12 protein-coding genes and 1 pseudogene are annotated in these 14,359 nt (G+C 44.2%); 8 read left to right on the plus strand and 5 right to left on the minus strand.

Features of this window, described 5'->3' with window-relative positions; translation table 11 throughout:
* The first annotated feature begins 103 nt into the window (after positions 1-103).
* Genes AC0L6V_RS08235 through AC0L6V_RS08245 form a run of 3 tightly spaced genes read left to right on the plus strand, consistent with a single transcriptional unit; the run spans position 104 to position 1,701 of the window.
* Complete coding sequence (locus AC0L6V_RS08235; RefSeq protein ID WP_418138920.1) at positions 104-1,018, plus strand: Bcr/CflA family multidrug efflux MFS transporter; 915 nt, start codon at positions 104-106, stop codon at positions 1,016-1,018.
* A 14-nt stretch (positions 1,019-1,032) separates the two neighbouring features.
* Positions 1,033-1,302 carry a hypothetical protein gene (locus AC0L6V_RS08240; protein WP_265219301.1) on the plus strand — a complete coding sequence of 90 codons (270 nt, stop codon included), beginning with the start codon at positions 1,033-1,035 and terminating at the stop codon, positions 1,300-1,302.
* Positions 1,303-1,347: 45 nt separating this feature from the next.
* Entirely contained in the window at positions 1,348-1,701 is a 354-nt protein-coding gene (locus AC0L6V_RS08245) for a HopJ type III effector protein (protein ID WP_265219300.1), read from the plus strand.
* A gap of 70 nt (positions 1,702-1,771) precedes the next feature.
* Here AC0L6V_RS08245 and AC0L6V_RS08250 read toward each other — a convergent pair.
* Together AC0L6V_RS08250 and AC0L6V_RS08255 are read right to left on the minus strand one after the other, a co-directional pair.
* Positions 1,772-4,361: pseudogene (locus AC0L6V_RS08250) on the minus strand (TRAP transporter permease).
* A gap of 113 nt (positions 4,362-4,474) precedes the next feature.
* Positions 4,475-5,446 (minus strand): TAXI family TRAP transporter solute-binding subunit, encoded by a 972-nt coding sequence (locus AC0L6V_RS08255; protein ID WP_265219297.1) that lies wholly within the window; start codon positions 5,444-5,446, stop codon positions 4,475-4,477.
* Positions 5,447-5,822: 376 nt separating this feature from the next.
* On the opposite strand from AC0L6V_RS08255, the gene AC0L6V_RS08260 reads away from it, so the two are divergent.
* The 4 genes from AC0L6V_RS08260 (at position 5,823) to AC0L6V_RS08275 (ending at position 10,165) form a co-directional block, all read left to right on the plus strand.
* Entirely contained in the window at positions 5,823-7,592 is a 1,770-nt protein-coding gene (locus tag AC0L6V_RS08260; protein WP_409419656.1) for a transporter substrate-binding domain-containing protein, read from the plus strand.
* A 10-nt stretch (positions 7,593-7,602) separates the two neighbouring features.
* Positions 7,603-9,027 (plus strand): sigma-54-dependent transcriptional regulator, encoded by a 1,425-nt coding sequence (locus tag AC0L6V_RS08265; protein ID WP_265219294.1) that lies wholly within the window; start codon positions 7,603-7,605, stop codon positions 9,025-9,027.
* A 51-nt stretch (positions 9,028-9,078) separates the two neighbouring features.
* Positions 9,079-9,900: an HAD family hydrolase gene (locus AC0L6V_RS08270; RefSeq protein WP_265219293.1), complete on the plus strand. Its 822-nt coding sequence runs from the start codon at positions 9,079-9,081 to the stop codon at positions 9,898-9,900.
* A 103-nt stretch (positions 9,901-10,003) separates the two neighbouring features.
* Positions 10,004-10,165, plus strand: coding sequence for a hypothetical protein (locus tag AC0L6V_RS08275; protein ID WP_265219292.1), 162 nt, complete (start codon positions 10,004-10,006; stop codon positions 10,163-10,165).
* Between the two features lie 67 nt (positions 10,166-10,232).
* On the opposite strand, the gene AC0L6V_RS08280 is transcribed toward AC0L6V_RS08275, so the two are convergent.
* From AC0L6V_RS08280 to AC0L6V_RS08290, 3 genes are all read right to left on the minus strand, one after another.
* Positions 10,233-11,327 (minus strand): TyrR/PhhR family helix-turn-helix DNA-binding protein, encoded by a 1,095-nt coding sequence (locus tag AC0L6V_RS08280; protein WP_418138921.1) that lies wholly within the window; start codon positions 11,325-11,327, stop codon positions 10,233-10,235.
* The gene (locus AC0L6V_RS08285) at positions 11,293-11,703 is read right to left on the minus strand and encodes a hypothetical protein (RefSeq protein WP_418138922.1); all 411 of its coding nucleotides are present in this window, start codon (positions 11,701-11,703) and stop codon (positions 11,293-11,295) included. Before AC0L6V_RS08285 ends, AC0L6V_RS08280 begins: the two co-directional genes overlap by 35 nt.
* Positions 11,704-11,780: 77 nt before the next feature.
* Positions 11,781-12,983, minus strand: a complete 1,203-nt coding sequence (locus AC0L6V_RS08290; RefSeq protein ID WP_265219289.1) for an ROK family transcriptional regulator — start codon at positions 12,981-12,983, stop codon at positions 11,781-11,783.
* Between the two features lie 173 nt (positions 12,984-13,156).
* Between AC0L6V_RS08290 and AC0L6V_RS08295 the strand changes: the two genes are divergently transcribed.
* Positions 13,157-14,347: an AGE family epimerase/isomerase gene (locus AC0L6V_RS08295; protein WP_265219288.1), complete on the plus strand. Its 1,191-nt coding sequence runs from the start codon at positions 13,157-13,159 to the stop codon at positions 14,345-14,347.
* Positions 14,348-14,359 lie beyond the last annotated feature (12 nt).

The following is a 14,359-nucleotide window of genomic DNA, read 5'->3' on the forward strand; positions in this document are numbered from 1 at the left end:
AATTAATCTGCTTCATTGCGCCTAAACCGATTATAATTTAGCTCGTTCTGTTATTGGCTTACCCTATGTCGATTAGCGACCAACCTACTCATTGAGTCACCCTATGAAACTCACCTTCCCAATCATTCTTGTACTTGGTCTTTTATCTGGGCTAACACCCTTAGCAATTGATGCATACCTACCTAGCATTCCAACGATTTCCAAAAGTCTAAACACAGACATCGGCCTCGTTCAAATGACGCTAAGTATCTACTTACTGGTGTTTGCGTTTATGCAAATTTTGTTTGGTCCTATTTCCGATGCGATTGGCCGTCGTAAAGTTGTGGTTGGCGGATTGGGTATTTTTGCTATAGGTAGTTTTTTGTGCGCGTTGGCGCAAAGTTATGAAGTGCTGTTGGTAGGACGAGCTATTCAGGCCTTTGGTGGCGCAGCGGTAGCGGTTTGTGTTCCGGCTTTGGTGAAAGATGGCTTGTCCATTAATCAGTTTGCTAAAGCCATGTCGATGATCATGTTGGTCATGGCGTTGGCCCCTTTGGCTGCGCCCATTATTGGTGGCGCTATCCTGACGGTATTAAGTTGGCACTATATTTTTGTCCTCTTAGGTGTATTAGCTATCGTCGCTGTGTTGCTTTTTTTACGAACAATTCCAGAAACATTACCCGTTGAAAAACGCACCCCTTTTTCTTTTTTAAATGCCATACGAAACTATATTACCTTACTTAAAAATCATTCAGTCATGGGCTATATCATTGCCTCCGCTTTTTACTTTGCTGGCATGATGAGTTTTATTACTGGCTGTTCGTTTGTCTATATTGAAATTTATCATGTTAACCCAGCTCATTTTGGATTTTTAGTCGGTCTCAATGTCATTTCCATGATGTTTGCTTCCACTATTAACGGGCGCTATGTAGAAAAACTGGGCACCGAAGTTTTGTCTAAATACGCCATCTATATTCCGTTAGTCGCTTCAATACTCATGATTGTCCTTAGCCTTTTTAACCATCCCCCCTTTGGTTAATCATAGTTTCAAGCATGTTATTCATGGGACCGATGGGCATCCTTGGCAGTGGTTTTATGGCTGGAGCACTGAAAAACGCAGGTAATCATAACGGCAGCGTGACAGCCCTTGCAGGAACATCGCGGTTCGCAATGGGAGCACTGGGCGGCGCGGTCGTTAGTATTCTTCATAACGGTACTTCCATACCAATGCTTGGCACCATAGCCGCATGCGGTATTATTGCTTTTGTCTGCTTCAAAGCCACCGTAAGATACACCAACAAGATAACCCTAACCGAACGTTAGTACTGATCCATATACTATAAAACCAACTCACTACATGGAGTAACCATGCTAAGCACACAAACACTCATTGAAAAAATCAAAACCACGCCTGAACAGGTTCAGTTCAAAGAAGTCATTGAAGTGATTGAGCAAGAGTACGATTTCACACCAATGGCCTTTAGCAACGGCAAACAAAAAAATGGCGTCAATGAAAACAATGGCTCTTGCAAAATTTTCTCTTTTGCATCGATCCATCAGCTTAACGAAGTGGAAACCTTGCATTTATTTGGCGACTTCTATCGAGTAGACGTTTTAGATAATCCAGCAGGAACAGACCATCAAAACATTCGCCAATTTATCGAGAATGGCTGGTCTGGAATACACTTAGAAACCTCGGCTTTGGTGAAAAAAAGCGCTTAAACAAAAAGGCCGGTTATCGCAACCGGCCCTTTTTTAGTTTACTCTGAGCAACAGGTCATCTGTGACCACCCTATAGAGCGTTCGCTTTACGTTTACTCTGACACCAAGCAACGAACACAGCCAATAAAAAGGCTGGGATAAAAAACCATTCTTTCGCAGGCCTATCTGACTCAACTTCAAATTGTGTTATTTCCCAGTCAAAATCTAATTTTTGTTGTTCTGCGAAACTCCCGAACGCCAAATTATCAATTAGAAATTTTCCGTCTTCTTCGCGCAACTCAATACCCGAACCTTTGGCTAACCTATCGATGGCATCACCTTGACCTGATAACGGCATATGCACCGTTTTCGATATCCAACGACCGTCTAAATTCTCGCCTTCCACCGACATTCTTAGTGTGTCTAAACTAGGATGCTGATCAATGTAGCGATACATCTCTTGAGTTGACTGCGCTTGGTATGGAGCCTCGACCATATCCAACCAAAAACCAGGGCGGAAAAGCGTAAAGGCGATCAATAACAATGCTGCACTTTCATACCATTTGCTGCGTGCCATAAAGTACCCTTGAGTACCAGCCGCAAAAATCAACATGGCCGCTAAAGACACAATAAAAACCACCACCCCTTCAATAAAGGTTACATCGATTAACAATAAATCCGTGTTGAAAATAAACAAGAATGGCAACAAAGCGGTGCGCATCGAGTAAAAAAACGCAGTAAAGCCCGTTTTAATCGGATCCCCACCCGACACAGCGGCAGCGGCAAAGGAAGCCAAACCGACAGGGGGAGTCACATCGGCCATAATGCCAAAATAGAACACAAACATATGGATGGCAATTAAAGGAACAATCAAACCTGACTGAGCACCAAGCTCCACCACAACGCTTGCCATCAGTGAAGACACAACAATGTAGTTCGCTGTCGTTGGCAATCCCATTCCAAGTACTAAGGAGATCAACGCCACCATCAGTAGCATAATGATCAACACACCGCCAGAGACCAGCTCGACGAACTCGGCCATGACTTGACCAATCCCCGTCAAGGTAACCGTGCCGACGATAATCCCCGCCGTTGCGGTTGCCACACCAATACCGATCATATTACGAGCGCCTGTATTGAGTCCCGTCAACCAAATCAACAACCCCCGACTTTGCCTGCTGCACAATGTGCTTTTGTTGACGAAACCAAGCTTTTAAAGGCTTCTGTGTTAACAAAATGAAAGCCATCAACATACAAGCCCAAAAAGCCGATAACCCCGGAGACTTGCGCTCAACCATTAAAAACCACACCAAGACAAGAAGTGGTACAAGGTAATACAAACCGGCTTTGTAAACTTCCGAGAAAATAGGCAGCTTAATAATCGCCTCATCACTCGCCTCTATTTCTAAATCATCGGACTTTGAAGACACATACAACAAACCAAAATAACCCAGCACCACCAGTGCCAATAACCCGGCGTTGGCATAGTCACCGAGTAACCACTTAACCGCCACAACGATGTAGTAAAAAAGGCCCGCCAATATCAACATACTGGTGACAAGAATACCGGTACGAATCAACTGTGCAGTCCACGTGCGTGCTGGCGTAGAGCGAGGTAAACCTTGCATATCCGCTTTAAGCGCCTCTAAATGCACAATGTATAGCAAGGCAATGTAAGAGATAGTGGCTGGTAAAAAAGCATGCTTGACCACCTCAATGTATGAAATACCAACGTATTCCACCATCAAAAAAGCCACCGCCCCCATAACCGGTGGCATGATGACACCATTTACCGATGACGACACTTCTACCGCACCCGCTTTCTCGGCGCTAAACCCCACCTTCTTCATTAGTGGAATAGTAAAGGTTCCCGTCGTCACCACATTGGCAATAGAAGATCCCGAAATCAAGCCCGTCATGGCAGAGGAAAGAACCGCGGCTTTTGCTGGACCGCCACGCATGTGACCCAGTAAAGCAAACGCCACTTTAATAAAATAATTCCCCGCTCCCGCTTGATTTAACAAGGCTCCGAACAAAACAAATAAGAAAACAAAACCAGAAGACACGCCCAAGGCAATACCAAATACACCTTCCGTTGTGAGCCACATATGATTCATGGCTTTTTCGAAAGAGGCCCCCTTCCAGCGTAATATTTCTGGTAACACAGCGCTGTCGCCAAAAAAGACATACAGCAGGAAAAATAAGGCAATCAACATCAATGCCGGCCCAAGAGAGCGTCTTGCCGCCTCTAAAGTTAAGGCCAAACCAATCGCAGACACCACAAGATCCATAGTCGTTGGCAGACCAGGACGCATGGCTAACTGATCATTAAAGAGAAACAAATAGGAAGCGCAAGCCGCTGCCAGAATAGCCAAACCATAATCAAACCATGGAATATAACGTGTAGGACTGTTACTAAAAGCGGGAAACGCTAAAAATGCCAAAAAAACCGCAAAAGCCAAATGAAGGGCACGAGATTGGGTATCATTTAAAAAACCAATGCCAAATTGTGATGGCAACGGTGAGCCTGTCCATAGCTGAAACAAAGACCACATCAGTGGTACCAAAAAAAGTAAACCGATAGAGATTTTACCTGTCGGGCTACGCTTACCGATATCGGCTTCCGCGACAAGTTCATCTAACTTATCGGGTGAAACTGTGGTGCTTGTGTTGGTCGACATACAGACTCCTAATCCACCACTTCACAGTGGCAGCGCATTGCAAAACTCAAAAAGCACCCATCAAAAGATAGGTGCTTGATTCAAAGTGCATGAAACGTCATGCAACAGAGTACTTACTTGATATAACCTTTTTCTTGGTAGTAACGCACAGCACCTGGGTGCAATGGTGCCACAAGGGAAGTGTGAACCATTTCAAGTGGCTCAAGACGATCGAAGGCAGGATGCAGACGTTTAAAAGAATCTAAATTTTCGAAAACAGATTTTGTCAGTTGATAAACCACCTCATCAGAGACATTAGCAGACGTCACTATGGTCGCTTTGGGTCCAAATGTCGCAATATCTTGATTATTTCCTGTGTACATTCCGGCTGGAATAATCGCTTGTGAGAAAGCGCTATTTTTTTGCATTACCGCAAGAGAGGCAGATCCATTCATTGGAATCAATTTAATATCACAAGTCGTCGTTGCTTCTTGGGCAACGCCATTTGGAAGACCTGACACGTAGATGGTCACATCAAATTTATCATCACAAATACCTTGTGCTTGCTCCGATGCTTTTAGCTCAGCGGCTATAGCGAAGTCTGCTGTGGTCCAGCCTTTTTCCGCCATTAATAGCTCCATCATCGAACGGTTACCAGAACCTGGGTTACCGATATTGACTCGCTTACCAGCAAGATCATCAAATGTTTTAATACCAGAATCAGCACGCGCCATTAGATGAATAGGCTCTGGATGCAACGAAAAAACCGAACGCAACTCAGGGAAAGGATTCCCTTCAAATGGTCCTGTACCTGCTAGGGCGGCTGTTTGAACATCGGACTGAGCAACACCAAACTCTAATTCACCAGCACGAATACTGTTGACGTTATAACCTGAACCACCTGTGGACTCGGCAGAACAACGAATACCATGTTCTTTGCGATCTTTGTTTAACATACGGCAAATTGAACCACCAGCTGGGTAGTAAACCCCTGTTACACCACCTGTACCAATCGAAACAAACTGCGTGTCAGCCATAGACAACATAGAAGCGCCCGCAAGAGCAGGTACAAACAAAGCTTTAAATAGTGTTTTTTTAATTGTCATAGAATCCTCAAGCATTCCGGTATTTAAATTAATGTCATGTGACCAGGGCTATATGGCAAATTAAGTGCCAACTCCATAAAACTCTCTAACCAATTGATATTTATAAAAATAACAAAATAAAAACACACATTTATTCGTGATCAAAATTATAACTTAAGTTATAGAAAAATCGCTTTGCAAAGAAACTGTCAGCCAGAGCCTACGAAACATGCACACTCTATACACTTAATAACAAAAGCTATAATTATAACTTTTGTTATATTGCACCAATAAATAAACTCATTGCTCACCTCTATTTCATTTCCCACGCTTTTTTTATTGGGCTTATACCGTTAGTATTCGCCCCAATAACATCAATAAAAAAGACCTTCCGTACATGCTAAGCTCATTAAAAATACGCACTTTAGCCTCGTTGTTTTGTCTATTTTTAGGCTTGGCGTCCTTATCTGGTCCGCTATCGGCAAGAGACAGCAATTCGGCCATACTGGCTGGAAAAAGAGTCATATCCGTAGGTGCGGATTATAATTTTCCACCTTACGAATTTGCGGGAGACGACGGTGAGCCTACGGGCTACACGGTTGAACTCACAAACGCTATTGCAGAAGTAATGGGAGTTCATGTCCAAATAGAAATGGCCGATTGGCAAACCGTATTTGAAGGCCTACATTCTGGTCGTTTAGACGTTCTTCAAGGCATTGCGTATTCCGATGAGCGTGCCCAGAGTATTCGCTTCTCATCCGCACATTCGATTGTCAATTACTCTGTTTTTGCTCGTAAAGACTCGCCCGTTATTGACGATGTCTCACAACTCAAAAACAAAGAAGTCATGATCCAAAACGCCAGCATCATGCACGAATACCTAATCGACAATAACATCCAAGCCATCATCATTCCCGTTCAAACCCACGCTGAAGCACTGCGTTTATTGGCGTCGGGAAAACATGATTACGCCTTAACAGCCAACTCCCCTAGCCTTTATTTAAGCAAGGAAATGCAGCTTAATAATATTCATGCCATCGCCAGCCCAATATCGGGTCAACGCTTGGGTTATGGCGCCTTGCCCAAAAATGAAGACATCATCGCCCTTTTCAATGAAGGCCTCGCTATTCTTAAAAACACTGGCAAGCAACAACAAATTTATGAGAAATGGTTTGGTGCACTAGAACCACCACCTTTTCCTTGGAAAAAACTGGGGCTGTATGCAGCTTCTATCATTATCGCTTTGTTGCTCGCCATCGGCGCCATAAGCATATGGAACGCAATGCTGAGAAAAGAAGTAGAAAAGCGCTCTAATCAACTCAAGTCTCAGCAAGAACAACTCATTCAAGCGGATAAAATGGCCTCGTTGGGTATACTCGTTTCCGGTGTTGCCCATGAAATCAACAACCCAACTGGCTTATTAATGCTGAATCTCCCCATTTTGAAAGCCGCTTGGGAAGACGCGCTCCCCTATTTAGCAAAACACGCCCAAAATGACCCTAGTTTTTCACTCGCGGGCCTTAAGTTTGATCGTTTACGTCAGGAGTTACCGTATTTACTAGACGAAATGGATCAAAGTACATTGCGCATCCGCAACATAGTCAATGATTTAAAAGATTTTGCCCGTGAAGAACCCAATGAAATCACCCAAGAAGTCAATATAAATGAAGTGGTCTCCACCGCCATAAGACTCGTGGACACCTCAATTCGGAATGCCACCGATGACTTTGAACTTTATGTAGACAAACGCGATCCAATCATCATCGGTAGCGCTCAACGAGTAGAACAAGTGATGATTAACTTAATTATCAACGCTTGTGACGCCATAGAAAAACGCCAAGATAGCATTCGTGTCACAACGACTTTAAGCTTGGATGAGAAAGAGGTCCTTATTGTCATTGAGGATCAAGGAAAAGGCATTGATCCTGCCAACCTAATTCGCTTAACCGATCCCTTTTTTACCACCAAAAGGGAGCAAGGTGGAACAGGATTGGGGCTGTCTGTTTCTTCGGCCATTATTAATACACATCAAGGGAAATTGGCCTTTGATTCTGAAGTAGGCAAAGGGACTTGTGTAACCGTGTCTTTCCCAGTCTATAAGCCAAACACGGCAATGGAAGGCACATTGAGCAATACTGATCTTTTTGAACTCCCTACCAAAAAATAAGAGCCTTTTCATGAAACATAATCTCTACCCTCAATTTAAGATTTTATTGGTTGATGATGAAATCGCCTTTCTTAGAAGCATGTCGTTAACATTGGAAATACAAGGTTTTAACAACCTAATAACCTGCTCTGATCCAAGTCTCATCCCGTCATTAATGGAAAGTGAAGACATAGGATTGGTCTTATTAGACCTCACCATGCCAAAAGTATCGGGCCAAAAAGTATTGTCTTGGTTAAAAGAAGAATACCCCAATGTGTGCGTCATCATTATTAGTGGTGTCAATCAAGTCAACACCGCTGTGGAGTGCGTCAAACAAGGCGCTTTTGACTACTTTGTAAAAACCTCAGACCAGAATCAAATCCTAGACGGTTTAAAGCGCGCCATTCATACCCAAGAACTCACTCTAGAAAACCAAGCTTTACGCGCGCAAATTTTGTCAAACGAGCTAGAAAAACCAGATGCCTTTGCAAACATTATTACCTCAGACAAAGCCATGTGGTCTGCTTTTCGCTATATTGAGTCAATCGCCAGTACACGCCAACCTGTTTTAATATCTGGTGAAAGTGGCGTTGGCAAAGAGCTAATCGCCAATGTTATCCATGAATTAAGTCGTTGCCCAGGACCACTTGTCAGCGTCAATGTAGCGGGCGTCGATGACAATGTCTTCGCAGACACACTCTTTGGACACGCTCGAGGCGCTTTCACTGGCGCAGACAAAACACGACTAGGTTTAGTGGAAAAAGCGGCTGGAGGGACATTATTTCTCGATGAAATTGGTGATCTCAGTCTGGCGTCTCAAATTAAACTGTTACGCCTTTTGCAAGAAGGCGAGTACTACCCTGTTGGCAGCGATAAACCCAAGAGACTGGAAGCTAGAATCGTTGTCGCAACACATCAACAACTAGCACAGCTCCAAGCGGAAGGTAAATTTCGCAAAGATTTATTTTTCCGCCTAAAAACGCATATGGTGACGATTCCACCGTTACGAGAACGATTAGCGGACCTTCCCTTGCTAATCGACCACTTTATGACGTTAGCTTGCAAAGAGATGAATAAACCAAGTTTAACCGTCCCCAAAAACTTGTCTGTGAACTTGTCCCAGTACTCTTTCCCTGGCAATGCACGAGAGCTAAAGGCCCTGGTTTACGATGCGGTAAGCCAAAGCACATCGAATGAACTAAACTGCGCACCTTTTGAGCCACTGTTCAATCGAGAAAAGCCCGTCGTCTTAACGGAAAGCAGCATTCTCTTTGCTGCCAATATGCCGTTGCCGACGCTGAGCAATATGGCCGATTTATTAGTCGATGAAGCCATGAAGAGAGCCAGCAACAACCAATCACTCGCCGCAAGAATGCTCGGCATTTCACAACCTGCACTCAGTAAACGGCTAAAAAATATGAAAGAAAACCATGAGGAAAATGAAAAAGACACTTGAACACCTCGTTAAATCAGTGCGATAGTCGATACCCTTGAACATGAGGTGATTATGGAATTAGTGGCATTTGATCTAGACGGCACGCTATTAAATCGGCACCAGCGTCTTTCTGAATACACTCTCGAGACGCTTAAGCGCTTAAAGTCTGCTGGTGTTTTTTATACAATTGCAACGGGCCGCACACGTTTTGCAGCCATGCCTTGCATTGAGGGACATGACTTTCCTAACTGGCAGATTTTTAAAAATGGTGTTGAATGGTGGAATCCTCAACAAAATCTGTATCGTCACCGCAATTTACTGTCTCAGAGCCACATTTCAGAACTGCTAAGCTCTTTTGAAGAAAACCAAGTCACGCCGTTTGTTTTTTGTTTAGAAGACGATGGTTCTCACCGCGTGTATCATTCCCCCTTGAGTGGTCATCTAAGCGACCACATTGCCAATGAACTAGGCAACCATAAGAACATGAGCCTTCACCCTTTGGCTGAGCTTTCTCATACCGCCAGAATCACCAATATCAGTGCCATGGGACGCCCTGAGTTTATTGAAAATATTGTGCAAGACACACAAAAACACCGCCATCTGACAGCGTATTCTGGCGGTGGCATCTATAACCCTGATGCGTTCTGGCTGGATATCCACCACAGTGATGTGTGTAAAGGTTCCGCATTAATGGAACTAAAGGCAGAAATTGGTGCCAAAAGAATGCTAGTCTTCGGTGACGGTGACAACGATTTATCAATGTTCTCTGTTTCAGATGAAGCCTTTGCCACTGAAAATGCTTTGCTGCACGTTAAAGATGCAGCCACCGATGTGATTGGTCATCATGACGAAGATGGCGTTGCAAGATACTTAAGAAAAAGGTACGACTTGTAGTCTGTAAGTGCTTTTAAGTTACCAAAAGACAACATAAATGCCTTTACCCAGCGATCATTTTGAACCATGATTGTTAAAAGAATAATTAGTTTGGAGAAATGCCATGTTTGAATTTTTGCTATTCATCGTTGCCTGCGCGGCAATTGCTTTCTTGGTTGCCAACATCCAGAAACAGACTATGCAACCAAAAACAAAGCTGCAACCTATCAAAATTGAACGCGAAGAAACACGTCGCCCAGTACCTCGCCAAAGACCTCGTTACTGAGTGAGTGTGCTTTAATAAGACATTTTTCCATTCTCTGCTTGCCAGATTGATTCATTCGATCTGGCATTTACGTCTTAATACCATACTCTTTTAGTTTATTAGCAATCGCACTGTGGCTCATGCCAACCGCTTTGGCCAAACGTCTAGTGCTAGGAAAGTTTGGATACAACCTTTTTAGCAACTCTGCTTCCCATTGTTTTACGGTTTGCTCTAATGAATCGTTTACCAATGCCATCTCAGCAAACGCATTTAATTGAGGCACATGAATGTCTTCCGCGAGCCATAATGTTTTTTGCGTCAGCAAGGTTTGCAAGCAAATATTCTGTAACTCTTTCAGGTTTCCCGGCCAATCATACAGGGCCAACTTCACTATCGCATTTTTTGCTATTGATGGCACCGTTTGTCGATGACGCTCAGATTGAGCAACCACTATTTGCTGAACTAAACCTTCTATGTCTTCTTTTCGCTCTCGCAATGGCGGCATAGACAAAACCAGCGTCGCTAAAGCGAAATACAGCGCTTTATTTAACCTCGTTCCATCAGCCAACTGAGCTTGGCTCAAAGAAGACACACTCACCAAACGCATACTGGGTTGCCGAGTTAGCCAGTTCATTATCTCAATTTGCATTGATTCACTGAGGTATTCGATCTCCTCAATGACAATCCAACCAGATAGGTTATCGAACGCTTCGATGTCTGCCTTGGTCAAGTCTCTAGCATGACGAACGATCAAGCTAGCATCACGCTCGCCATGCCGTTTATGCCAATACTGAAACAAGGCATCAATCAAGCTGCGTTTGCCGGTTCCCGTTTCTCCTTGCACCAATAACGGCTGAGGAACGTCGACAAAGGCTTTGGCTTGGTTCAAAGTTTGCCTCATGCTAGGACTTTTGCGTACCGCAGGTTGAAAATAGCTTTCAAGGGGGTTCTCTGCGTCTGGCGCTTGCTTAAGACTTTCTGCTTGGCGATCTAAACGCACTTTCGATTTTACATAAATCACCGTTCCGGCAGGATTGGCAACCCCTTCATCATCAGACACAAAAATAGGCTTCATTTCCAGCAACAAGGTTTTGTGACGAATGCGTATGCGTTTACTGATACCCTCTTTAGGATTGGCCCAAGTGTCCTTAGAGAAGTGAATCCCTTTTATAAATTGCTGCAAAGGTTTGTGTAACAGCTCCGAAATGGGCACTTGTAAATCTTCCGCCGCGAGCCTCCGTCACCATGGTAATATGGCCTTTCAAGTCGACAGAAATCACACCATCAGGCAAAGCCTCAAGTAGCGTATAAAGCGCGTTATGCTCTCTTTCCGATGGTGTAAACATCACCGTTTTAACATCTTCCACACTGTCTAAACGACGAATATCCGCCAATAAGCGCTGTAATTTAGGAAAAGGAATGTCGGAGAAACCGCAATAAATACAACGTCGCTTGGTATCCACTTCAACCAAACGCATGTCAATTTGATGAGGGATAAACAGATCAAGGGCTTCACGCACCATACCAATTCTGTCTTCACACTGAATTTCTAATCTCATGGCATTGCTAATCTCATGGTCATTCTCTTGCTTCAGAGCGAAGCATTATTTTTCCTTTGAGCTACTTTTCTTTTGAGCTACTTTTCTTTTGAACTTAAAAGCAACAAATTTTGCTGCGGCGCAAAGGTTTCATACAAGGGCAATACCGCCGCCCCCAACACTCCTGCCGTATGGCCTGTTTGGGCGATGCGTATCATAGGTAATGGCAACATACTATGAGCCATCAAAGAGCGCTCCATGCTTGCTATTAAAGCGTTCAATACGCAAGTCGGTAAACGCCCACCAATGAGAATCGCTTCCGGATCATACAACGCAATCACCGAAGCCAAAGCCGGTGTGACTTCGAATGCCACCTCTTCTGCCCATCGATCGATAAGTTGATGGTATTGCCTATCATGCCAAGCGTCCGCCGATGTTGGCCATAAGACTTGCTGTTCCATAAAAAAACGTCGCAATGACGACAAAGACAAGGCTTCAAGAATCCACTTACCATGCTTTCCCGTGGCGGAAGGAATCAAACCAAAACTGCCAGCTTTGCCATGCGCACCAAAATAACACTCGCCGTTGGCAACAAAACTGCCACCACAGGCCGTACTCACAAACAGGTAAAAGAAATGCCGTTGTGGCACCTCTGATGCCAATAATAATTCACTGGTTGCAGCGGCCACGGCATCGTTCTCACAAAAACATGGCAACCCCGTTAATTGGGTTAGCCAGGATTCAAATGCATCAGACTGCCAGTAAGCTAGTGCTTCTTTTAGCCTGTCTAAGTCCGCCCGCTGGTCGGTATCCGTTACTAAAGTCTCCAGCCACGAATCCATATAATCGGGTCTGGCCAGACCAACGCCCTGCACCTTACTCCAATTTGTCCCTAAGGTCGCCTTGACCTCTTCAATCAAGTCTTCAGCGATTTTTTTCGCAAGCATTTCTGAAGGAAAAGACACCACGCGCTCTAACAACAAAATACAGCGACCACTAAAATCCAACAGCGCAGCACTGATATGGTCTCGGTCAACGTTAATACCCAATCCATAAGCGCCTTGTTTGTTGATGCTTAATTTGACCGAAGGCTGCCCACGACGGCCTTTTACCTTGCCGTCAATCTGTAATAGCTGCCGCTCAAGCAAAGACGAGGTAATCACCGAGATCGTTTGAGCGCTTAAGCCAGTTCGCTCTGCAATAGTGACTCGGGATATCTCAGGATGCTGACGCACCAAATGCAAAATAATTCGCTCGTTGTATATACGGCTTTGTTCTGAGGTACTGCCTGACGACTTCATATAATCTTACTCTCACGTTAAGCCCGCAAACTAATCGCTAACATTTAATAAATCTAATTGATTTAATCACATAACCCATTAATATGGAAAATCAGCAATAGAGTTAAACAACCTATCCAACAAAAATAACACGGCTGGCTTTTAAAAGCAGAGCCAAAGTAAAGGACAACATCATGTCTTCTTTTCCTGAATTTACTTCAATTGGTTTTTTAACAGAACACATCCAATCCACCATGAATTTCTATCATCCTAAATGCATCGACTCTGAGGGTGGCTTTTTTCAATTTTTCAAAGACAACGGTAACATTTACGATACCGATACGCGTCATCTCGTCAGCAGCACGCGTTTTATTTTTAACTACGCCAAAGCCTATCAAGCCGAAGGTAAGCAGGCTTATTTAAATGCCACTCGCCATGGACTGAGGTATTTGCGTGATCGCCACCGTCGAGAAAATGGCGGCTATGTCTGGCTACTCAGCAAGAATCAAAACCTCGACGAAACCAATCATTGTTATGGGTTTGCCTTTGTTATGCTGGCTTATGCAACGGCCTACAAAGCGGGTGTAGCAGAAGCTAAACCGTGGATTGAAGAAACCTTTCATACCATGGAAGAACATTTCTGGGACGCTGAATTCGGATTATACAAAGATGAAATTTCCAGCGATTGGCAAAACGTTTCCCCTTACCGTGGCCAAAACGCCAACATGCACAGCTGTGAAGCACTGCTTGCCGCCTATGATGCAACACATGAACATCGTTATTTAGAACGCGCTACTCTACTCGCCAAGCACATTTGCCAACGCCAAGCGGCGTTAGCAGGTGGTGAGATTTGGGAACACTACACGCCAGATTGGCAAGTGGACTGGGATTACAACAAAGACAACCCTAAACATTTATTCCGCCCATGGGGATTTCAGCCCGGTCACCAGACGGAATGGGCCAAACTGCTGCTATTGATTCATCAACGCTCACCACTTGATTGGTTGATTCCAACAGCTCAGACACTGTTTGACTCAGCGTGGAAAAAATCTTGGGATGAAACCAATGGTGGCCTTTGTTATGGCTATGATCCAGAAGGTAATATTTGCGATGGGGATAAATATTTTTGGGTTCAAGCCGAATCGTTTGCCGCTGCCGCCATGCTTGCGATCCTAACCAAAGAAACACACTACTGGGATAAATATCAGCAACTTTGGCAATACAGCTGGTCCCACATGATTGATCACCAATACGGTGCTTGGTTTCGCATTCTTACCCAAGACAACCAAGCCTACGATGACTGCAAAAGTCCAGCCGGAAAAACCGACTACCACACCATGGGCGCTTGTTATGAGGTAATAGACCAGCTAACCAAGGTGAAATAATCCCCCTTACTC

The organism is Marinomonas sp. G8-14 (assembly GCF_055808935.1).